The sequence below is a fragment of the Paracrocinitomix mangrovi genome (assembly GCF_019740355.2).
Lineage (GTDB): Bacteria > Bacteroidota > Bacteroidia > Flavobacteriales_D > Crocinitomicaceae > Paracrocinitomix > Paracrocinitomix mangrovi.
In genome coordinates this window covers 1,721,079-1,742,750 of record NZ_CP091819.1, presented here as the reverse complement: position 1 = coordinate 1,742,750, position 21,672 = coordinate 1,721,079, and the positions used below count along the sequence as shown (strand labels likewise).

At 35.5% G+C, this 21,672-nt stretch carries 19 protein-coding genes; 16 read left to right on the top strand and 3 right to left on the bottom strand.

Annotation, left to right across the window (positions count from 1 at the left end):
* Nucleotides 1-23: 23 nt before the first annotated feature.
* The 3 genes from K6119_RS07760 to K6119_RS07750 are packed head-to-tail and all read left to right on the top strand — an operon-like array spanning nt 24 to nt 1,880.
* Nucleotides 24-1,067, top strand: coding sequence for a lysylphosphatidylglycerol synthase transmembrane domain-containing protein (locus tag K6119_RS07760; RefSeq protein ID WP_221837737.1), 1,044 nt, complete (start codon nt 24-26; stop codon nt 1,065-1,067).
* Nucleotides 1,042-1,557 (top strand): D-glycero-beta-D-manno-heptose 1-phosphate adenylyltransferase, encoded by a 516-nt coding sequence (gene rfaE2, locus K6119_RS07755; protein ID WP_221837735.1) that lies wholly within the window; start codon nt 1,042-1,044, stop codon nt 1,555-1,557. The genes K6119_RS07760 and rfaE2 overlap by 26 nt, the downstream gene beginning before the upstream one ends.
* On the top strand, nt 1,554-1,880 hold the full coding sequence (locus tag K6119_RS07750; RefSeq protein WP_221837733.1) for a nucleotide pyrophosphohydrolase: 327 nt from the start codon (nt 1,554-1,556) through the stop codon (nt 1,878-1,880). Before rfaE2 ends, K6119_RS07750 begins: the two co-directional genes overlap by 4 nt.
* A gap of 4 nt (nt 1,881-1,884) precedes the next feature.
* Here K6119_RS07750 and K6119_RS07745 read toward each other — a convergent pair whose 3' ends face one another.
* A complete protein-coding gene (locus tag K6119_RS07745; protein ID WP_221837731.1) occupies nt 1,885-4,716 on the bottom strand; it encodes a PD-(D/E)XK nuclease family protein in 2,832 nt (943 codons plus the stop codon).
* Between the two features lie 158 nt (nt 4,717-4,874).
* Here K6119_RS07745 and bcp point away from each other — a divergent pair, with 158 nt between their 5' ends.
* The 4 genes from bcp (at nt 4,875) to K6119_RS07725 (ending at nt 8,239) form a co-directional block, all read left to right on the top strand.
* Nucleotides 4,875-5,339, top strand: coding sequence for a thioredoxin-dependent thiol peroxidase (gene bcp / locus K6119_RS07740; protein ID WP_221837729.1), 465 nt, complete (start codon nt 4,875-4,877; stop codon nt 5,337-5,339).
* A gap of 68 nt (nt 5,340-5,407) precedes the next feature.
* Nucleotides 5,408-6,427, top strand: a complete 1,020-nt coding sequence (recA, locus tag K6119_RS07735) for a recombinase RecA (protein ID WP_221837727.1) — start codon at nt 5,408-5,410, stop codon at nt 6,425-6,427.
* A 133-nt stretch (nt 6,428-6,560) separates the two neighbouring features.
* Nucleotides 6,561-7,622 (top strand): tetratricopeptide repeat protein, encoded by a 1,062-nt coding sequence (locus tag K6119_RS07730; protein WP_221837725.1) that lies wholly within the window; start codon nt 6,561-6,563, stop codon nt 7,620-7,622.
* The gene (locus K6119_RS07725) at nt 7,622-8,239 is read left to right on the top strand and encodes a hypothetical protein (protein WP_221837712.1); all 618 of its coding nucleotides are present in this window, start codon (nt 7,622-7,624) and stop codon (nt 8,237-8,239) included. The genes K6119_RS07730 and K6119_RS07725 overlap by 1 nt, the downstream gene beginning before the upstream one ends.
* On the opposite strand, the gene K6119_RS07720 is transcribed toward K6119_RS07725, so the two are convergent.
* A complete protein-coding gene (locus K6119_RS07720; RefSeq protein WP_221837710.1) occupies nt 8,236-10,137 on the bottom strand; it encodes an amidophosphoribosyltransferase in 1,902 nt (633 codons plus the stop codon). The genes K6119_RS07725 and K6119_RS07720 overlap by 4 nt on opposite strands.
* 164 nt (nt 10,138-10,301) lie before the next feature.
* On the opposite strand from K6119_RS07720, the gene rplM reads away from it, so the two are divergent.
* The 6 genes from rplM (at nt 10,302) to frr (ending at nt 14,385) form a co-directional block, all read left to right on the top strand.
* Nucleotides 10,302-10,757: a 50S ribosomal protein L13 gene (rplM, locus tag K6119_RS07715; RefSeq protein WP_221837708.1), complete on the top strand. Its 456-nt coding sequence runs from the start codon at nt 10,302-10,304 to the stop codon at nt 10,755-10,757.
* A gap of 7 nt (nt 10,758-10,764) precedes the next feature.
* Nucleotides 10,765-11,151: a 30S ribosomal protein S9 gene (gene rpsI, locus K6119_RS07710; protein WP_221837706.1), complete on the top strand. Its 387-nt coding sequence runs from the start codon at nt 10,765-10,767 to the stop codon at nt 11,149-11,151.
* A 190-nt stretch (nt 11,152-11,341) separates the two neighbouring features.
* On the top strand, nt 11,342-12,106 hold the full coding sequence (gene rpsB, locus K6119_RS07705; protein ID WP_221837704.1) for a 30S ribosomal protein S2: 765 nt from the start codon (nt 11,342-11,344) through the stop codon (nt 12,104-12,106).
* A gap of 34 nt (nt 12,107-12,140) precedes the next feature.
* Nucleotides 12,141-12,965 (top strand): translation elongation factor Ts, encoded by an 825-nt coding sequence (gene tsf / locus K6119_RS07700; protein ID WP_221837873.1) that lies wholly within the window; start codon nt 12,141-12,143, stop codon nt 12,963-12,965.
* 55 nt (nt 12,966-13,020) lie between these two features.
* On the top strand, nt 13,021-13,725 hold the full coding sequence (gene pyrH, locus K6119_RS07695; protein WP_221837702.1) for a UMP kinase: 705 nt from the start codon (nt 13,021-13,023) through the stop codon (nt 13,723-13,725).
* Nucleotides 13,726-13,821: 96 nt separating this feature from the next.
* Nucleotides 13,822-14,385: a ribosome recycling factor gene (gene frr / locus K6119_RS07690; RefSeq protein ID WP_221837700.1), complete on the top strand. Its 564-nt coding sequence runs from the start codon at nt 13,822-13,824 to the stop codon at nt 14,383-14,385.
* A 219-nt stretch (nt 14,386-14,604) separates the two neighbouring features.
* On the opposite strand, the gene K6119_RS07685 is transcribed toward frr, so the two are convergent.
* The gene (locus K6119_RS07685) at nt 14,605-15,279 is read right to left on the bottom strand and encodes a response regulator transcription factor (RefSeq protein ID WP_221837697.1); all 675 of its coding nucleotides are present in this window, start codon (nt 15,277-15,279) and stop codon (nt 14,605-14,607) included.
* 14 nt (nt 15,280-15,293) lie between these two features.
* Between K6119_RS07685 and folK the strand changes: the two genes are divergently transcribed.
* The 3 genes from folK (at nt 15,294) to K6119_RS07670 (ending at nt 21,560) form a co-directional block, all read left to right on the top strand.
* The gene (folK, locus tag K6119_RS07680) at nt 15,294-15,833 is read left to right on the top strand and encodes a 2-amino-4-hydroxy-6-hydroxymethyldihydropteridine diphosphokinase (protein ID WP_221837694.1); all 540 of its coding nucleotides are present in this window, start codon (nt 15,294-15,296) and stop codon (nt 15,831-15,833) included.
* Between the two features lie 118 nt (nt 15,834-15,951).
* On the top strand, nt 15,952-17,643 hold the full coding sequence (locus tag K6119_RS07675) for a tetratricopeptide repeat protein (RefSeq protein WP_221837684.1): 1,692 nt from the start codon (nt 15,952-15,954) through the stop codon (nt 17,641-17,643).
* A 188-nt stretch (nt 17,644-17,831) separates the two neighbouring features.
* A complete protein-coding gene (locus K6119_RS07670) occupies nt 17,832-21,560 on the top strand; it encodes a T9SS type B sorting domain-containing protein (RefSeq protein ID WP_221837682.1) in 3,729 nt (1,242 codons plus the stop codon).
* The last annotated feature ends 112 nt before the right edge of the window (nt 21,561-21,672 follow it).

Sequence of the window (21,672 nt, the reverse complement as noted above, 5' to 3'; positions counted from 1 at the left end):
GTTCGTTATTCGAAATAAAATTCATGAAATCAAAGCTTATAAACATCCTAAAAATTCTCCTGCCTCTTGGGTTTGGAATTTTTTTAATCTGGTTGTTTTATGATGCTTTATGTGAAGATCAAAAAGCAGATTTGTTTGATGCTTTTGGTCGTGTAGATTATTTCTGGGTTGTTTTAGCTTTAGTGTTCAGCTTTCTTTCTCATGCAAGTAGAGCGTATAGATGGAAGTATTTGCTAGATCCTCTAGGTCACAAAGTATCTTATTGGAGTGCATATCATGCTTTAATGATTGGTTATATAGTAAACCTGGTTTTTCCGAGAGCAGGAGAGCCTTTCAGAGCTGGAGTTATTTCTAAAACAGAAAATGTACCTTTTAAGAAAGGATTTGGAACCATCATTGCTGAAAGAGCTATTGATGTGGTGATGTTGGGAATTGTTACCCTGGTAATGTTAGGGCTTCAAATCAATAAAATTGACCTTTTTCAAGCAAAAATAGAAACTTTTCAAGCGGGTGAAATGGGTTGTGGAAACGCAATGGTTTTTACAGTGCTTGGACAAATTGTAAAATGGGTGATCATCCTTGGTTTCCTGGCGGTAGTGCTTGGGACTATTTTCATGAAGTCTTTGAGAAAAAAGATCAAAGATTTTGCGCTTGGTGTAATAGAAGGCTTAAAATCTGTACTCAAAACCAAGTATAAACTTCAATTTATTGGTCATACATTTTTTATCTGGATCATGTATATCCTGATGTTTAGTGTTTGCTTTTTTGCAATTGAAGAAACTTCAGATTTGGGTATAGATGCTATGTTGGCCGGTTTTGTTGCCGGTACAATTGGAATAGTCTTGGTTCAGGGTGGAATTGGAGTTTATCCTGCTTTTGTTGGATTGATAGTAACCATCTACATAGCGCCTGATTTGCCTGGAATTCATCCTGCTGCACTGGCACTTGGTTGGATAATTTGGACATCTCAAACATTGATGATGATCGTTCTTGGTTTGATTTCTCTGGCCATCAATGGGAAAAACATTAAATTTGATCGAGATGCAATGGCTCAATCAGATTCATAATAAAATCATTACTTCAGATCAGTTAAGTAAAACTGTTTCACAATTCCGTGATTCAGGTAAGAAGATTGTTTTTACTAATGGTTGTTTTGATATCCTGCACAAAGGACATGTTACCTATTTGGCAAAAGCAGCTGAATTAGGAGATGTTTTGATAGTGGGGATAAATTCAGATGCTTCTGTACAACGTCAGGGAAAGGGAGAGGATAGACCGGTTAATAAATTTGATGGTAGGTCAGTTGTGCTGGCTGCTTTGGGTTTTGTAGAAGCAGTAATTGAGTTTGATGACGATACTCCTATTGCTTTGATCGAAGAAATTAAACCGGATGTTTTAGTAAAAGGTGCTGATTATGATCCGGCTGAAACAGATCCTCAGAACAAGAAGTACATTGTAGGCAGGGAGGTAGTGATAGATAATGGAGGTGTAGTAAAAGTAATTGATCTGGTTGAAGGATTTTCAACAACTAACATCATAAATAAGTTGCAAAAATGACCATAAAAGAAGCTCAAAAGTTGGTAGATAATTGGATTAATGAATACGGGGTTCGTTATTTTAATGAGTTGACAAATATGGCTCAGCTTACAGAAGAAGTAGGCGAAGTTGCTCGAATCATTGCCAGAAGATACGGCGAACAATCAGAAAAAGAATCTGACAAAGCTAAAGACCTTGGTGATGAGATGGCGGATGTTTTATGGGTGCTGATCTGCTTGGCAAATCAAACAGGCATTGATTTAGAAGAGGCTTTGAAGAAAAATCTGGATAAGAAAACAAAGCGAGATAATACTCGCCACAAAGAAAACGAGAAGTTAAAATAATAGCTTACTTTCCGCAATGCTGACAATACATTGAGTCTGGATTGTGTTTGAATTCAAAATCAGGATCGTATAAATCCAAAATAAATTCACCCAAAGCATTCTGAAATAATTCCAGTAGTTGATTATCAATACAATTGTTTCCCTTATAAGAAACACTTTGTATCCAATCTGAAATGTTTATCATTGAAATAATACCTGCTTGTAAAGGTGAAGAATCTGGAATCTCACTTTTATAAGTTGATCTGAACATAATTCCATACATCAACAATTGACGCGCAAACTTTAAATCAGGATTATTGAACAAATTTTCCATTTTTTCAGCAGAAGATAAATCGTCTTTTAACACTAATTTATCTGCCTTAGATTTTCCGGATTTGTAATCTAAAATTCGGTACACCTCTCCTTTTTTATCTATTCTATCAGCATGACCCTGGATCTTAATTTGTTTGTTTAATCCATTTCGTGATATTGAGAAGGAGGCTTCCACGGCCTTTTCTAAATCTATTGGGGTAACTGCTTCTTCTGTGTTTTTTAATTCGTCAATTTGTTCTTTTAAAAAGGATCCAATCAAACGCATTGAAACATCAAATGATAACTTGTTTTGACCATACTGCAAGTCACTCAATTTATACTGTTTCATCCCATCTCCTTTCAAGTAGGCAGTTTCAAGTCTTTTTCTTATTTGTTCAGGCTTGTTTTCTGCAGATAATTTTGAAATATTCAAAGCTTGATAAGTATCACCATCCTTAAAATTATCTTCTATAATTCTTTCTAAAACTTCATGAATGGCTGTTCCAAATGTGGATGATTCAATGCTTTCTTCAACATTTTCATCTTCTTTAAAATCTAGTATATATCTATAGTAAAAGTCCAAGGGACAATAGATGAGTTTGTTTAAGGCTGAAGGTGAAAGTCCTTTTTGCTCAATTAATTCATCTAGTTTTTTGTGAACTTCTGGAGTTGATTTATATACTGTTTGAGAAGTAGTTGCTTTTGTGTCGTTTCCTGAATATACAGATGTCTTAAAGTGATGAAAAGATTTGTCTAATTCATTTTCTAGTTGAATAATGTACCTGGATTTTTCTCCGCTTGACATTTTGTCTGTTGTGGAGTTATAAACCATATATACGTTTTCAGCTCTATGTAATGAACGGTAAAAATGATGTGAGAAAATGGCTTGACGATCTTCTTCAGTAGGAAGGTTTAAGTACAACCTTAAATCTCTTGGAATGAAAGAGTTGTTACTATTTGTTTTCGGAAGATTTCCTTCATTCATTCCCAAAAAAATCAAGTTGTCAAAGTCAATTGTACGGGTTTCTAAAATTCCCATTACCTGTAATCCGTCAATTGGATTACCTAAAAATGAAAGTGTTTCGTTTTGCCAAAATTGATAGAACAGATTTTTGAATACATGTAGTTTGAGTTCTATGTTTTGCTGTGAGACTACTTTTACAAATTTCTGTAAACCAAGATTGAATTGATAGATAATTTCCAAATCAATCTCTCTCTCTTCTTTGTTTTTAAATGAACCATACAGTAAAGTTGTAATTCCATCAAAAACTTCCAACTTTCCTGAATTACTTTTCGGCCATTGTTTAAATATATTTTCAAACTTAGCTAATCCCGGATAGTCAATTAGTAGCGATTCTTTTTCAATAAATATTTGATTGCTTTTGGTGATTTCATTCAATATGTCGGATACGGAAAATGTTTTTCCCAAAAGTGATTTGGTATAAGGATGTTGAATTAATTCAGTGAGTGTCTTGTGATAGATTTTTGAAGATTTAAATTTTTGAAAATTAAATTGGAAATCAAAAACTATGTCTAAAAAGCTCTGTAAATGGGAGAATTTTATTGGCCAGCCCATTGTGATGTTTGCTTTTTCAAGATCCTGTGGTAGGGATTTGGTAAAAGGAATTAAAAGGGATTCATCTGCCAATACTACTGCGGTATTTCCCATTTTATAATTCTTGTCTTTTAATTCTTTTACAAGTGCTCCGCCAATTTTAGCCTGTGATACTTGTTGAGAGCATTCAATTATTTCAATACTTTTTGGTGAACTGTTAAAGTCATCTCTAACGGTAGGTTTTATTTTCCACTCTTTACAAAGTTTGCGGTAAAAATGTGCTGCTTCGTGATGTGGATTATCAAAATAGAACTTATCAATATCAAATATAACTTCTGCCTTTTCCTCTATTATGAGTTGTTTCATTATAGATTCTTCAACTTTGGATATAGCATTGAATCCTAGAAAAAATACTTTTTTAGGAATCTTAATTTGATTCAATCTTTCATAAAAATTGAGGTACGCTTTACCTGAGTAAATGGCGTTTTGCTCAGCTAACTTTTTATTTAAAAGATTGTAATAGTCGCCGAGCTGATCCCATAGTTTCTCAAAAAGTTTTTGGGCTTTACCCATTTCTGATTCCTCTATGTCCCAACTTTCTAAGGCTTTAATGTCTTTAAGGTTCTGGAAGGCAGTCTCAGGAGGAATCAGGTATCTGTCAATCTCATCAAAATCACTCAACATGATTTGTCCCCACAAAATGAATTGGTCAAAGTCTTCCTTATTTTCTCCCATCAATTCGCAGTGAATTTCATAAAGAACAAAAAGTAATTCTGTCTTGTTAAGTATGTTTTGAGGGGTGTTTTTATCAATCCATTCGTGAATTGTTAATATCTCTGGAGCATAGAATGGCTTCTGAATGATGTCAGCTAGGTACTTTTGTAAATACACGGCAGCTCTTCTGTTGGGAATGATGACAGATATTTGATCAAATTCCCCTTGATGTTGTTGGTAGATATGCTGTGCTTGTTCTTTAAGAAAGTTGGACATCAATCGCTTGTGTTTAGAGCCATTTAAAGCTAAACAAATATCCTTAATTGGAGGATGAAATATAAAATAATTGACAAAATTCTTGGAGCGTATTATTTATTTTGATTAATATTGCGTCAAGAAATGATTAAAAAATAATCAAAACCTAAAAAATAAACATGACACATTTAAAGGTAGGAGACAAAGCACCGAATTTTTCCGCTCCGGATGAAAACGGAAATATCATTTCTTTATCAGATTTTAAAGGTAAAAAATTAATTCTGTATTTCTATCCAAAAGATAATACGCCCGGTTGTACGGCAGAGTCTTGTAATTTGAGAGACAATTATAAGGCAATGCAAAAACAGGGGTATGAGATTTTGGGAGTTAGTGCAGATACTGAGCAAAAGCATCAGAATTTTATTGAAAAGTATGATTTGCCTTTTCATTTATTGGCAGATACTGATAAAAAAGTAATTAATGACTATGGAGTTTGGGGCCCTAAAAAATTTATGGGACGCACATTTGATGGTATTCACCGAACAACATTTGTAATTAATGAAAAAGGTGTAATTGATGAGGTTTTCACAAAGGTGAAAACTAAAGAACACGCCGAGCAAATAATGGAGCAAGCAAAAAAATAATAGCATTTGAATGAGAACGTAAATAGTTTACGATCTACCCCCATTCCTTTGTTATCAAATTAATAATTATGGCAGAAGTAAAAGAAGTAAACGGTGAAAAGCTAAAAGCTTTACAGTTAACATTAGACAAATTAGAAAAGACATACGGTAAAGGTACCGTAATGAAGTTAGGAGATGAAGCAATTGAGGATATAGATGTTATTCCTACTGGTTCTTTGACATTGGATATGGCTTTAGGCGTAAAAGGTTTTCCTAAAGGTAGAATTGTTGAGATATTTGGGCCTGAGTCTTCAGGTAAAACAACTGTTGCAATTCATGCAATTGCCGAGTGTCAAAAACAAGGTGGTATTGCTGCTTTCATTGATGCAGAGCATGCTTTTGATCGTTTTTATGCCGAAAAATTAGGTGTTGATACACAAAATTTATTGATTTCACAACCGGATAATGGTGAACAAGCTTTAGAAATTGCTGATAATTTGATTCGTTCAGGTGCAATTGATCTTTTAGTAGTGGATTCAGTAGCTGCTTTGACTCCAAGAGCTGAGATTGAAGGTGAAATGGGAGATTCTCAAATGGGTCTTCAGGCAAGGTTGATGTCGAAAGCCTTAAGAAAATTGACTGCTTCAATTAATAAGGCGCATACATGTTGCATATTTATTAATCAGTTGAGAGATAAAATCGGTGTAATGTTCGGAAACCCTGAAACAACTACCGGTGGTAATGCTTTGAAATTCTATTCTTCAATCAGAATGGATATCAGAAGATCTTCTCAAATTAAAGATGGTGATGAAGTAATTGGTAACAGAACAAAAATTAAAATTGTTAAAAACAAAGTTGCTCCTCCTTTCAGAAAAGCAGAGTTTGATATCATGTATGGAGAAGGTATATCTAAGGTTGGTGAAATTTTAGATTTGGGAGTTGAAATGGGAATCATCAAAAAAAGTGGTTCATGGTTCAGCTATGGAGAAACAAAACTAGGTCAGGGTAGAGATGGAGTAAAAGCTTTATTGGCTGATAATCCTGAATTACTTGATGAACTAGAAGCAAAAATATACGAGACTTTAGAGTCGAACGAGGTTAGTAGTTAAACTTTTTACTTCTACCAAAGAGAGGGAGTTCTTCATTGCATTTGTTTAAGCAACTGTAATTTGAAGACTCCTTTTTTTATACACTTTAGTCAATTGAAGTTCTTCAGAAAATAGAAAGTATTAATTTTGATGCATGCTTAAATTGGACTTCAAAATAATTATCGGTTTAATTGTTTTTTCACTTACCATACAATCGTGTGGAGGTGAAGCAGAGCAAGACGAAACCATTACAACAGAAAAAGATTCTTTGATTGTAACAGATTCCCTGACTTATTTTCAGAAAAAGCTCAATGATGATCCTGCTAATAATAATATTAGATACGCACGTGCTAAATATTATGTTGATGAAGGGGATATTGATTTAGCATTGGAAGATCTTAAAGAAGTATTGAAAAGAGATTCAACTTATCACAAAGCAAGAAAATTATATGCGGATATCAATCTTTCCATGTTGCAACTTGATACCAGTCAATATCATTACAAATATCTTATTAGAAAAGATTCTTTAAATCCCGGTCCTTATTTGGGAATGGCAAAAATTCACGCAGCTTTAAGCAATTATGCAGATGCAGATGTCTATATCAGTAAATCTTTGCAGTTGGATCCATATTCTCCCGAGCCTTATTTCACCAGGGGATTAATTTACAGATCTGATTATTACAGTAACAATCCGTATAGAAAAGATAGAAACGAGAGTTGGGATATTGCGGTGAGTTCATTTCAAACAGCAATAGAACAAGAGCCCAATTATTACGCCGCATATATTGAACTAGGTGTAATGTTCGCAGAAAAAGGTGACTCAACGGCTCTTGAATACTACAATTCTGCGCTGGATATTTATCCTGAAAGTATTGAAGCCTGGTACAATAAAGGATATTATTATCAAAGTAGAGGTGAAGTTGATAATGCCTTAGATTGTTTTTATACACTTAAAAGTATCGACTCAACCTGGTATAAACCTTATTATAATTTAGGGTATATCCATTTAATAATGACAGATGAATATGATAGTGCAATTTATTATTTTCAAGAATGCACAAAATGGGATCCAACCAACTTTGAAGCCTATAACAACTTAGGTTTATCTTGGGAGAAAAAAGGTGATGTGTTGAACGCTAAAAAGTACTATCAAAAAGCCATTGATATAAATCCAAATTTTCAGTTAGCAAAAGATAATTTGAATGCATTAATGTAATGGAGATTAAAAAGCATTTAAAGAATCCGTTTGTCCAGCAATATATCGTTGAGATTGCCCTACCATTGGTAGGTTACTTGCTGTTTGATTGGACCCTTGCAGTAATCATAGCATTTTACTACATGGATTTTTTTGGATCTGAGATTTCCAGACACCGAAGACATTATAAAATAAGAGCACACTGGAACGAGTCAATGAGTTCTTTTTACATCAGCATTGGTGTTTCTGTATTGGTCTTTTTAGCTTTGACTTTTATTGCTTGGTATTTTCTGAATCAGTCTGATCTAATTACAAATTCGACACATATTGATGAGATAATTCACTTTCTTAAAAATGAAGGTTGGATATTACTACCACTAGTATATTTGGCAAATTACATGAAAGATGTAATGACATTTTATGCGCCTAGAAGGTATACAAAGTTCAACTATAAAAACACCTTAAAAGCTTATTATATTGAATTATCCGTCCTAATAACGCTTACCATCACAGGTTTCGTAGCATGGACCACCTTGTTAATTCCAACCATTCCGGCCTTGATAGGTTTTGTTGTAGTAAAACTTGCTTTTGACCTATTATTAGTTCGAAAACTAAAAAAGTTTAGTCAAAAGTTTTAGTAAGGTCTTTCTGCAATTCCTTCAACGTAATTGATAAAAGCTTTATTTACAACTTTATTTCCTCCAGCTGTTGGATAGTTTCCGGTAAAGTACCAGTCTCCCGTGTGATTAGGGATTGCTTTGTGTAAATTTTCAATTGATTGGTATACAATTCTCACTTCAGCATTAATCCCTTCAGGAGTTAAAAGTTTGGCAATTTTAGCAGAAATTTCATCAGCTGTAAACGGAGCGTAAATTTCTTTTACGTGGTTTACGGCCTCTTCCTTTTTGATGCTTTCATTTTGCTTACACTTTTGATAAACTTCATCAATGATATGTTCTTTACCATTTTCTTTCAAAAGAGTGATGGCAGCTTCAAACGCTATAAAATCTCCCATTCTTGCCATGTCAATTCCATAGCAGTCCGGGTATCTGATTTGTGGAGCACTTGATACAACAACAATTCTCTTTGGTCCTAATCTATCCAATATTCTTAAGATTGATTTTTTCAATGTTGTCCCTCTTACAATTGAATCATCAATTACAACCAGATTGTCTTCTCCTTTTCTTACTGTTCCGTAAGTTATATCATATACATGCGCTACCAAGTCATCTCTTCCATCATCCTGTGAAATAAATGTTCTCAGTTTGGTATCCTTGATGGCAATTTTCTCAACTCTTGCCCTTTTGGCTAATATAGCTTGGAGTTCTTCATCACTGATGTTACTTCCTTTAGCTTTTATTTCCTCAAATTTTAATTGATTGTGATGTTTTTCTAATCCCTTCATCAATCCAAAAAATGATACTTCAGCCGAATTCGGTATATAAGTAAAGACTGCATCATCTATACTACCATCAATTTGTTTTAAGGTATCCTGTACAAGGTTTCTTCCTAAATTTTTTCTTTCTGCGTAGATGTCTTTGTCTCCGGGTCTTGCAAAATAAATTCTTTCAAAAGAGCATTGCTTAATTTCTCTTGTCGGATTTACTTCTTTAATGGATACATCTCCATCTTTTTTTATGATAATGGCATGTCCGGGAGTAAGTTCTTTAACATCTTCAATTGCAACATTAAAGGCTGTTTGAATCGCCGGACGTTCAGAAGTTACAACTACGATCTCATCATCTTCATAGTAAAAAGTGGGTCTAATTCCATTTGGATCTCTCAATACAAATGCATCTCCATGTCCTAATAATCCGCAAATCGCATAACCGCCATCCCATACTTCAGATGACCTTTTGAGGATTTTTTGAATGTCTAAGTTTTGAGCGATTAAATTATAGACATCTCTATTAGAATATCCTTCAGGTTTATATTGATTGTAAAGTTCACTGTTTTCTTCATCCAGGAAATGACCAATTTTCTCTAATACGGTAACAGTATCCGCTTTTTCTTTTGGATGCTGTCCTAATTTTAGCAGTACCTCAAATAACTCGTCATTATTTGTAAGATTGAAATTTCCCGCAACAATTAGGTTTCTTGTTTTCCAGTTATTTTGTCTTAAAAAAGGATGGCATGATTCAATGCTGTTTCTTCCAAAAGTCCCATATCTCAAATGTCCAAGAAATAGTTCACCAGTAAATCCGGCATTCAATTTTAAATAATTGATGTCTTTTAAAAGTTTTGGATCCTCATCCTCAATTTCATTGAACCTTTTATTGACATGTTTAAAGATGTCTTGTATAGGTTGCTGATCAATTGATCTGTATCTTGAAATATATCTTTGTCCAGGTTCAACGTCAAATTTGATGTTGGCTAATCCTGCACCATCTTGACCTCTGTTGTGCTGTTTCTCCATTAGGAGATACATTTTATTTAGGCCATAAAATGCTGTTCCGTATTTCTCCAGATAAAATTGTAGAGGTTTTTTGAGTCTTAAAAGTGCGATTCCACACTCGTGTTTGATCGGGTCGCTCATCCGTATAAATTTGAGATTGCAAAATTAATAAACACTTTTAGAATTAGCGGTGCAAAAATTAATTTGTAAGATTTTTTACCCTAGACTTTGTTAATAAATATAATACTTGTACATTTGCAGCCCCAATTTGGGGGAACTGTATACAAATTTAAAGATTAAAAATCGTGGATACACTAAGTTATAAGACGGTTTCAGCGAATAAAGAAACAGCCGACAAAAAGTGGTTGATCGTTGATGCTGAAGGACAAAAGTTGGGAAGGCTAGCGAGTAAAGTGGCGTTCCTTATTAGAGGTAAACACAAGCCTAACTTCACTCCGCATGCTGATTGTGGTGACAATGTAATTGTTATCAATGCTGAAAAAGTTGAGCTAAGTGGAAACAAATTGGAAGTAAAAGAATACATCCGTCACACTGGATATCCGGGAGGACAAAGAGTATTGACAGCTAAAGAAATTCAAGCTAAATATCCTGAGAGATTAATTGAAAAAGCTGTTAAAGGGATGCTTCCAAAAAATAAATTAGGTAGTGCTTTGTACAGAAACTTGAAAGTTTATGTTGGAACAGAACATGGACAGGAAGCACAAAAGCCTGAGACAGTTAATTTGGATTCAATTAAATAAATTATAGATGAGTGTAATCAACACATTGGGTAGAAGAAAATCTTCTGTAGCGAGAGTCTATCTTTCTAAAGGGAAGGGGAATATCACCGTCAATAAAAGAGACGTAAAAGATTATTTTGCGACTGCTGTATTGTTGGAGAAAGTGAATCAACCATTTAATGTAACTGAAACTTTAGGTCAATATGACGTAAAGATCAATGTTGCAGGTGGAGGTGTTAATGGTCAAGCTGAAGCAATTAGATTAGGAATCTCAAGAGCTTTAGTTGAAGCTAATCCTGATTTCAAACCAGCTTTGAAAGCTGAAGGGTTAATGACTAGAGATCCTAGAATGGTTGAAAGAAAGAAACCTGGACAAAAGAAAGCGAGAAAGAAATTCCAATTCTCGAAACGTTAATTTTCTACAACCTATGTCTCTCGATTTTTCGAGAGGCGCGCGTTTAGTATCTAAATCGGTGAGATTTCATTTGAACTACTTATCGATTGCTTGAAAAGTCTGAGATAGGACGGAGAAGTAAAAAAGAAAGTAAACAATTCACAAAAGCTCAATTGATACGAAGAGCATGTGATGTTAAAAATTTAAAAAAATGGCGAGAGCAACATTTGAAGAATTATTAGAAGCAGGTGTACACTTTGGACACCTTAAAAGAAAATGGAATCCTTATATGGCTCCGTATATCTTTACAGAGAAAAAAGGAATTCACATTATAGATTTGAACAAAACTGCTGCACAATTAGATCAAGCTTGTGCTGCAATGAAACAAATCGCTAAATCAGGAAAGAAAATCCTTTTCGTAGCTACTAAAAAACAAGCAAAAGATATTCTTGAAGAAAGAGTAAAACCTACAAGAATGCCTTATATTACTGAAAGATGGTCAGGTGGTATGTTGACTAACTTTGGTACTATCAGAAAAGCGATTAGAAAAATGCACTCTATCGATAAGATGGAAGAAGATGGTACAATGAGTACTTTATCTAAAAGAGAGCGTTTGCAAATGTCAAGAACAAGAGCAAAATTGGACAAAAACTACGGTTCAATCGCTGAAATGACTAGAATTCCTGCTGCAGTTTTCGTAATTGATGTATTGAAAGAGCATATCGCAGTTGCGGAAGCGAAAAAATTAGGTATCCCTACATTTGCAATGGTTGATACAAATTCTGATCCTAGAAGTATCGATTTCGTTATCCCTGCAAATGATGATGCTACAAAATCAATTGCAAAAATCTTGGATAAAGTTACTGAAGCTATTCAAGAAGGATTAGAAGAAAGAAAGAATTCAAAAGATAAAGTAAAATCTGAAAAAGAAGAGTCTGCTAAAACTGCAGAAGCTGCTGAGTCAGATAACGCTTAATAATATTTTAAAATTTAAACGAGTGGAAACAGCAATGAAAATTACAGCTTCACAAGTAAACGCTTTAAGACAAAAAACTGGTGCCGGAATGATGGATTGCAAGAAGGCATTAGTTGAAGCTAACGGAGATGAGCAAGCAGCTATCGATATCCTAAGAAAAAAAGGACAAAAAGTTGCAGCAAAAAGAGGAGAGAACGAAACTAAAGAAGGTTTAGTTATCGCTAAAGTTACTAACGGAGAAGGAGTTATCCTTTCTTTGAGCTGTGAAACTGACTTCGTAGCAAAGAATGAAGATTTCTATGCGTTGGTTGATAGCTTAGTTAATTGTGCTGCAAATTCTTCAGCTCAAACTGCAGATGATTTGTTAAACGAGAAGTTTGATGATAAATTGACAGTTGGTGAAAAGATTACAGAACAAATTGGAGTTATCGGGGAGAAATTAGAAATTTCAAACTTTGATAGAGTTAAAGCTGAGGCAGTGGTTGCTTACAATCACCCTGGAAATCAAATTGCTTCAATCGTTGGTTTAAATAAAGCTGGTGATGTTGCAGAAGATGCAGGAAGACAAGTTGCTATGCAAGTAGCTGCTATGGCTCCTTTGGCTTTGAATAAAGATGGTATCGATCAAGAAACTATCGATAGAGAAATCGAAGTAGGTAAAGAATTGGCTATCCAAGAAGGAAAACCTGCTGAAATGGCTGAAAAAATCGCAATGGGAAGATTGAACAAATTCTTCAAAGAAAATACATTGTTGAGCCAAGATTTCATTAAAGACAACAAAATGTCTGTTGAGCAATTCCTCAATCAATCTGAGAATGGCTTAACTGTTACAGAATTTAAGCGAGTAGCTTTAAAATAATTCATTTTTAATAAAATCCTGACCTTAGCGTCAGGATTTTTTTTGCCTTATTAATATGTATAAGAGAGTTTTACTAAAATTGAGCGGAGAGGCATTGATGGGACAGAAGCAGTTTGGAATAGATAATGACAGACTTGCCGAGTATGCAAAAGACATTAAAGAATTGTATGATGAGAAAATAGAAATCGCCATTGTTATTGGTGGTGGTAATATTTTTAGAGGTGTACAAGCCGCAGAAGGTGGAATGGATAGAACTCAAGGAGATTACATGGGAATGTTGGCAACCATGATCAATAGTATGGCTTTGCAAGCTGCCTTAGAAAAAGAAGGGATATATACGCGATTGCAATCTGCTATTGAAATGAAAGAAATTGCTGAACCTTTTATCAAAAGAAGGGCGGTAAGACATCTTGAAAAAAGAAGAGTAGTGATTTTTGGAGCCGGAACAGGAAGCCCATACTTTACTACTGATTCTGCAGCAGCTTTAAGAGCAATAGAAGTAGAAGCAGATGTTATTTTAAAAGGAACAAGAGTGGATGGTATCTACTCTGATGATCCTGAAAAAAATCCAAATGCAACAAAGTTTGAAAATTTAACTTTTGAGGATGCATATAGCCAGGGATTGAATGTCATGGATTTAACAGCCTTTACTCTATGTAGAGAAAACAATGTTCCGGTTATTGTTTTTGATATGAACAAAAAAGGAAATCTTAAAAAAGTAGTGATGGGTGAAAAAATTGGTACCCTCGTTACTGTCTAAGAATAATTTATTCTGTTAACTTTATCCTTAACGAAAAAAAGTAATCTACTTATTTTCGAAATTTATCTAATTCGTTAATCGTCTTATTTAATTGTAATGGAAGAAGAAATTCAAATGCTTCTGGATGAAGCAAAAGCTGGAAATAAAAAATCTTTAGAGCACTTAGCTATTGAGCTAGAAAAAATTAGAGCCGGAAGGGCAACACCTTCAATGTTGGATAGTGTTCAAGTTGAAGCTTACGGAGCTATGACTCCTATTAATCAGGTGGCTAATGTCAATACATTGGATGCAAGAACTATTACAGTTCAACCTTGGGATAAATCAATGTTGGATGAAATTAGTACCGGAATCATTAATGCCAACTTAGGATTGAATCCTCAAAACAATGGGGAAATGATCATTATTAATGTGCCGGCTTTAACTGAAGATAGAAGAAAAGAATTGGTTAAAAAAGCCAGAGCTGAAGGTGAAAATGCCAAAGTGAGTATTAGAAATAATCGTAAGGAAGCGAATGATTATGCTAAGAAGCTTAAAGATGACGGCCTATCAGAAGATAGAGTAAAAGATATCGAAGATGAAATTCAAACACTTACTGATAGCAGTGTCAAAAAAGTGGATGAGCTTATTGACAAAAAAGAGTCAGACATCATGAAAGTTTAATTGCTTTCATCAATATAAAATATTAGGGATCTTTTAGGTCCCTTTTTTTATGCGCTAAATTATTTGGAATAAAAAAAACCTGAAAAGAGTTTACTTGATAGTCGTGGTAGCATTCTCTTTTCAGGTTACCGTGCAAGGAAATTAAAACCAGAAGCAATTAAAAACCGCTTTCTGTAATCAAAGACGAAAACTTTTAAGACAGGGTTGGCTGTGAAATATTTATTTTGATACAAATTTGTATCCTACTCCTCTTAAACTTTTGAAATACTGAGGATTGCGCTGGTCTTTTTCGAAATATTTTCTGAAATTCAAAATGTAATTATCAATAGTTCTGCTAGTAGGAAAGTTGTCTTCGCCCCAAACGTGATCTAATATTTCATCCCTTGAAACAACCTCGTTTTTTCGGTCTATTAATAGTTTAAGAAGCTCCATTTCTCTCTTAGAGATGATTGCAGATCCGTTTTGTCCAACAATTTCATAGGTTTTGAAATTGATTTGGTTGTCACCAAAAGTGAAATTATCAATCTCATTGTTGGCTACCGGTCGATCTAACAGTTTGCCCATTCTAAGCAATAATTCTTCCAGATTAAATGGTTTAACCAGATAATCATCAGCACCAAGTTTCAAACCTGTAATTCTATCGGTAGAAGTGCCTTTTGCTGAAGTGATGATTATTGGCACTAAACTGCTTTCTCTAATTTTACTACAAACATCAAATCCATTCAGTTTTGGAAGCATAACATCTAAAATTACCAAGTCTATTGAGTCATTAAATAAAGACAAAGCTTCTTCACCGTCTCTAGCAATTACAACTTTGTAATTCTCTAGCTCAAGATTGAGTTCTAGTACGTTAATTAAACTTTCCTCGTCTTCGACCAATAAGATCTTTTTCATTTTTTGTTCGTTATGTGGCTGCAAAAATAGCAATTTCATTACTTTCAGCGGCTGTGAATGAATTAGAAGTATATATAAGTGTTGGATCAAATCAAGGAGATTCAATTAAAATAATGGAACAAGCCTATGATTTAATCAATGAAAGAGTAGGTGAAATTGTTCTTAAATCTTCATTTTATGAAACAGAACCATGGGGATTTGATGCAGAACAAAATTTTATTAATTCAGTGATAAAAATTAAATCCACTACAAGTCCCGAAAAAATACTTGAAAAACTACTTGAAATTGAAAGAGTTTTTGGAAGAATAAGATCTGGTAAAAATGGATATGAATCGCGTCCATTAGATTTGGATATTGTGGACGTTAAGGGGGTGGTCAAAACAACTCAATCTCTTGATATTCCGCATCCTAGAATGCACGAAAGAGGTTTTGTTTTATTGCCTCTATTGGAGATTGATCCACTTTGGAAACATCCGGTTATTGGCAAAGGTGTAAAGGAGTTAGTTAGTGAGTTGAAAGATGATTTATCCGTGTGTAAAGTTGAGACTAATTAAACGTTTAGAATTTCGAAAAAACCGAAAATCTTTGTCCTATTTTCAGATGCTCAAAAAAAATACTTATTATTGCACTGTTTTAGGTTATTTAAAATTATAGGTTTATAAAACAGATAGAATGAAAAAGCAAAATTATAAGAGTTTAGCGGCGATTGCAGTTTCGGCTGTGGCGCTAACTGGTTGTAAGTTAATCGGTGATTTAGATTACACGGTTACACCAAATCCGGTTGAAATGCACGGAGATAGTGTAGAAGTAAGTATCGCAGTGAAGATTCCTGAAAAAGGATTGAACAAAAAAGCTACTGCTGAAATTACTCCTAAACTAGGAAATACAGCATTTAAGACAATTTATATTCAAGGAGAAAAAGCAACAGGTAATGGTCAAACAATTCCTTTGAAAGCAGGAGGAACTGTTAACTATACTGATGTTGTTCCATATACAGGTGACATGGAGCATGCTGATTTAACAATCGGTGGTGTCGCTAAAAAAGGTAAAAAGGAAATCGATATCGAATCAGAGAAAATTGCTGATGGTACAATTGTTACTCCTTTGTTAGTACAACCTGATGATAAAGCTTTGGTTGGAGTAGATAACTTTGTAAGAACTACAGAGGAAACTTACCAAGCTCAAATCAATTACCTTAAAGGTAAGCATGATGTAAGATCTTCAGAATTAAAAGAAAACGATATCAAAGAATTCGTTACTTGGTTTGAAGATGCACAGGTGAATCCTAAGAAATCACCTAAATACATCACTTTTACTGCTTATGCTTCACCAGAAGGTGAAATCGACAAAAATGCAACTTTAGCAGAAGACAGAGCTAAATCTGGTAATGCTGCTACAGTTAAATTAGTTGAAAAAGCAAAATTTGAAAATACGGCTGGAGAAAGCTTCTACAAAGAAAACCCTAAAGGTGAAGATTGGGAAGGATTCAAAAAAGCTGTTAATGAGTCTGACTTAGAAGATAAAGAATTGATCTTAAGAGTTCTTCAAATGTACAGTGATCCTGCACAAAGAGAAGCTGAGATCAAGAAAATGGCTCAAACTTACCGTAAGTTAGAAAAAGACATTTTACCTCCATTGAGAAGATGTCAAATGATCGTAACTTGGGATAAAATTGGTTGGTCAGATGAAGAGTTGAAAGAACTTTCTAAAACTAAACCTGATACTTTAACTGTTGAAGAATTGTTGTTTACAGCTACTCTTTATGAAGATTTATCAGAAAAAATGAGAGTTTACAACTTGGTTGTTCAATACTATCCAGAAGATTGGAGAGGACCAAACAACGTAGGGTATGTTTACTACATGCAAAATGATCTTAACAACGCTAAATCTAACTGGGAAAAAGCTAACGGAATCAATGAGAATCCTGTTACTTTAAACAACTTAGGAATCGTTGCAAGACAAAATGGTGATAGAGACAAAGCTTCTGAATTATATAACTCAGCTGTTTCTGCTGGATCAGAAGTAAAATACAACTTAGGTATTATCGATATCCAAAATGGAGATTATGCTGAAGCAATCGGAAACATGGGAGACAACAAAACTTTCAACAAAGCGTTGGCTCAAGTGTTAAACAAAGATTACAGTGCTGCATTAGAAACTGTTGATGCTTCTGCAGATGCTGAATCAGCAATGGGATACTACTTAAAAGCTATCATTGGAGCACGTCAAGATAATCTTGATATGGTTGTAAATAACCTTAAGAGCTGCTTTGCGAAAGATTCTAGCATGAAAGCTAAAGCTGCACAAGACAGAGAATTTATTAAATTCTTTGAAAATGCATCTTTCACAAACGTAGTGAAATAGTAAAAACATTCTATCTTATAAAATGCCTCTCAGTTTTGAGAGGCATTTTTTTTGTCCTAACTTTTTTAGTTTCAATTTCGTAATTGTAGTTGGAGATATATGGTATAATGTATAAGTATTGACTGTTTGTAGTTTCATTAACTTTTTGTAATTTGCAGTAGTACTCTGGACCCTAAAAAGATTCATTCATGAAATTGAAAAAAATTGCCCTACTTGGATTATCATTAATTTCAATGTTCGCTTCTATTGCCCAAACTGTTACAAATGGTTCAGTTACAGGAGCGCCAGCAGCAAATAGTGGAATTAATGGTGGTAATGCCGCAGGTTGGTCGGGTTGTGGTTTCTCTCCGGATCTTTGTGATGTCGGGTTTCCTTCTTATTCAGGTAATAGTAATGTAGCACCTTCTCCATCTCCTGATGGTGGTACGTGGCTTGGAATGGCCTCTTTAGATGAGTGTGCACAAACTACAATAACTGGTTTAACAGCCGGAACCACATATACTTTATGCTTTTATGGAGCTTGTTTCGGTTCCGGAACTTCGATTTTTAATGGTGGTCCAGCGCAACCAACGATTACTATTGGAGGAACTTCACAATCTTTTGTAATTCCACAAGCTGCGAATACCTGGACGCTTTATACCATGACATTTACCGCTACGGCTGGAACAATGACATTACAATGTGTAGCGCCCAATGTTTCCGCCAGTGTATGGAGTTCTCCTGCTGCTTTTTATGTGGCCTTAGATGGTTTTACTATTTCAACTCCAGGTGGCTCTGCAACTTGGACTAACCCTTCTCCTCTTTGTTCGTCACAGGCACCAATAAATTTGGATGCACTTGTAACCGGAACAGCAGGAGGAGTTTGGTCAGGAACAGGTGTTTCTGGTAGTACGTTCAATCCAGGTGTTGGAACCCAAAGTGTTACTTATACGGTTAACCCTGGCTCTTGTAATGAAGTTGTGTCTACACAAACAATTACCGTTACAGCTGGTTCTAATGGATCATGGACAATTCCTACTAACTTATGTGACAATGATGCTCCTATCAACTTAAATACATTTATTACTGGTGATGCTGGTGGAACTTGGTCAGGTACCGGAGTTTCAGGCACCATGTTTGATCCGGCAGTTGGAACTCAAAGTATTACTTATTCTGTTGGTACAGCTCCATGTGATGATGTAGTAACTCAAACAATTACTGTTGGTACATTTGGTAATGCTTCTTGGACACCACCTACAGGTTTATGCACCAGTTCTGCTTTGGTTGATTTAAGCACCTTAGTTACTGGAACTGCTGGAGGAACTTGGTCTGGAACAGGGGTTTCTGGAAATATGTTTGATCCTGCAGCTGGAACACAATCGGTTACTTATTCAGCCGGAACTGCTCCTTGTAATGCTACTTCAACACAAACAATTACTGTTGGAGCCCAAGCTGATGCAAGTTGGACAATTCCAACAGGATTATGTAACTCAGGAGCACCTATTGATTTAAATACTTTTATAACCGGAACGACGGGAGGGAGCTGGTCAGGAACCGGAGTGACAGGAAGTATGTTTGATCCCGCTTCAGGAACACAGTCAATTACTTATCAGGTAGGAACAGCACCTTGTGATAACTCATTAACACAAACTATAACAGTCGGTACAACTACTACTGCTACTTGGACGCCTCCTTCTGGTTTATGTACTAGTTCTGCTTTAGTTGATTTAAGTACCTTAGTTACTGGGACAGCTGGAGGAACCTGGTCTGGAACCGGGGTTTCTGGAAGTATGTTTGACCCTTCGGTAGGTACACAAAGTGTAACTTACACCGTAGGAACGGCTCCATGTGATGCATCTTCAACTCAAACAATTACCGTTGGGGCGCAAGCAGATGCAAGTTGGACAATTCCAACCGGATTATGTAATTCGGGTACTCCAATTGATTTAAACACTTTTATTACTGGAACAACTGGTGGAACCTGGTCAGGAACTGGGATTACCGGAAGTATGTTTGACCCGTCTGTAGGAACCCAAAGTATTACTTATGCTGTTGGTAGTGCACCTTGCGATAATTCATTGACTCAAACAATAAATGTTGGTACAATCACAACTGCTACTTGGACGCCACCAGCAGGAGTTTGTACAAGTTCAGCTGCAATCAATTTGAATACCCTGGTTACTGGAACAGCTGGAGGAACCTGGTCAGGAACCGGAGTAACTGGAAATATGTTTGACCCATCTGTAGGGACACAATCAATTACTTATGCAGTTGGTACAGCCCCGTGTGACGCATCTTCAACTCAAACAATAACTGTTACAACTCAGGCAGATGCAGCTTGGACACCAGCAACTGGAGTTTGTGATGGAGACGCAGCAATTGATTTGAATACATTGATTACTGGAACTGCTGGGGGAACTTGGTCAGGAACCGGAGTAACAGGTAGTATGTTTGATCCATCTGTGGGTACACAGTCGTTGACTTATACTGTTGGTACTGCACCTTGTGATGCTTCATCAACTCAAGCTATTTCAGTTGATGTTACGGGTGATGCCACATGGACACCTCCAGCAGGAGTTTGTCAGTCTGATTCGCCAATAGATTTAAATACTTTAAGTGTTAATATGAGTGGAGGAACTTGGTCTGGAACTGGCGTTACCGGAAATATGTTTGACCCTTCATCAGGGACTCAAAGTATTACATATACAGTTGGAACAGGAGGATGTCAAGATGCAATTACTCAAAATATAGACGTAACACCTACACCTGATCCTTCATGGACAACTACAATGCTGTGTACTTCAAGTGCCCCAGTTAATTTAAATAATCAAATTACTGGAGATACTGGAGGAACTTGGAGTGGAACGGGAGTAAGCGGAAATGTTTTTGACCCGTTTTTTGGAACTCAAAGCGTAACCTACACAGTTACTGCTGGAAGTTGTTCTGCTACATCTACTCAAACAATAACAGTATATAACCCTGTAGCAACCATAACTTCAACCCAGGCATCATGTTTTGGAGCAACAGATGGTCAGGCAACAGTGAGTGTAAGTGGAGGTTCAGGAAATTACACTTATAGCTGGAATAGTACACTACCCCAAACTTCAACTACGGCATCAGGATTAGCATCAGGAACTTATATTGTTACTGTGACAGATGTTGATGGTGGATGCACTGTTCAAGAGTCTGTAACTATTATAGAACCGGCAGAAATCTTGTTAACTATGACTGCTCAAAATGCATGTTATCCTGATTTAGGTTCGGCAACAGTAGCAGCAACCGGAGGAGTAGGTGGATTTAGTTATAACTGGTCACCGGTATCAAGTACAACAGCAACGGCAACAGGTATAGATTCAGCCATGGCTACTGTAATAGTGACGGATGCTAATGGATGTACAGCAACAGATTCGATCTTTGTAAATGTATGGGATGCACCAATAATAGAAATCAGTAATGATACTACTATCCATTATGGAGATGAAGCACAACTGATAGCAAGTGGAGGAGTAAGTTATAGCTGGACACCGGATGAAGATTTAAGCTGTTCAGATTGTCCAAATCCAATAGCTAATCCAATACAAGACACATACTATTGTGTAACAGCTCAAGATGCCAATGGTTGCGTAAGTACAGAGTGTATGACCATGTTTGTAGAGATTGTATGTGGGGATGTATTTGTACCATCTGCATTTAGCCCTAATAATGATGGGGAGAATGATGTGTTGTGTGTTTACAGTGATTGTATCAAAACCATGACCTTTACCATTTACAACAGATGGGGAGAGCGTGTTTATGAAACCAATAACATGAATATCTGTTGGGATGGAACCTGGAAAGGAAAAGCATTGAATTCAGCAGTGTTTGTTTATGTTCTAGATGGTTATCTAATCAATGGAGAACCAGTTAATCAGAAAGGAAACATTTCTTTAATTAGATAATCGTACTTTTCTTTTGTTTTGGCTGTAGATTTATTTTTCGTAAATTTCACAGACTTAGAACCCTAGTATATAGAATCGTATGTCTAAAATTATACTTAGCTGCTTGCTAATT

Coding starts and splice junctions, on each gene's coding strand:
- K6119_RS07760 (WP_221837737.1), top strand. CDS start 24: ATGAAATCAAAGCTTATAAACATCCTAAAAATTCTCCTGCCTCTTGGG.
- rfaE2 (WP_221837735.1), top strand. CDS start 1,042: ATGCAATGGCTCAATCAGATTCATAATAAAATCATTACTTCAGATCAG.
- K6119_RS07750 (WP_221837733.1), top strand. CDS start 1,554: ATGACCATAAAAGAAGCTCAAAAGTTGGTAGATAATTGGATTAATGAA.
- K6119_RS07745 (WP_221837731.1), bottom strand. CDS start 4,716: ATGTCCAACTTTCTTAAAGAACAAGCACAGCATATCTACCAACAACAT.
- bcp (WP_221837729.1), top strand. CDS start 4,875: ATGACACATTTAAAGGTAGGAGACAAAGCACCGAATTTTTCCGCTCCG.
- recA (WP_221837727.1), top strand. CDS start 5,408: ATGGCAGAAGTAAAAGAAGTAAACGGTGAAAAGCTAAAAGCTTTACAG.
- K6119_RS07730 (WP_221837725.1), top strand. CDS start 6,561: ATGCTTAAATTGGACTTCAAAATAATTATCGGTTTAATTGTTTTTTCA.
- K6119_RS07725 (WP_221837712.1), top strand. CDS start 7,622: ATGGAGATTAAAAAGCATTTAAAGAATCCGTTTGTCCAGCAATATATC.
- K6119_RS07720 (WP_221837710.1), bottom strand. CDS start 10,137: ATGAGCGACCCGATCAAACACGAGTGTGGAATCGCACTTTTAAGACTC.
- rpsI (WP_221837706.1), top strand. CDS start 10,765: ATGAGTGTAATCAACACATTGGGTAGAAGAAAATCTTCTGTAGCGAGA.
- rpsB (WP_221837704.1), top strand. CDS start 11,342: ATGGCGAGAGCAACATTTGAAGAATTATTAGAAGCAGGTGTACACTTT.
- tsf (WP_221837873.1), top strand. CDS start 12,141: ATGAAAATTACAGCTTCACAAGTAAACGCTTTAAGACAAAAAACTGGT.
- pyrH (WP_221837702.1), top strand. CDS start 13,021: ATGTATAAGAGAGTTTTACTAAAATTGAGCGGAGAGGCATTGATGGGA.
- frr (WP_221837700.1), top strand. CDS start 13,822: ATGGAAGAAGAAATTCAAATGCTTCTGGATGAAGCAAAAGCTGGAAAT.
- K6119_RS07685 (WP_221837697.1), bottom strand. CDS start 15,279: ATGAAAAAGATCTTATTGGTCGAAGACGAGGAAAGTTTAATTAACGTA.
- K6119_RS07675 (WP_221837684.1), top strand. CDS start 15,952: ATGAAAAAGCAAAATTATAAGAGTTTAGCGGCGATTGCAGTTTCGGCT.
- K6119_RS07670 (WP_221837682.1), top strand. CDS start 17,832: ATGAAATTGAAAAAAATTGCCCTACTTGGATTATCATTAATTTCAATG.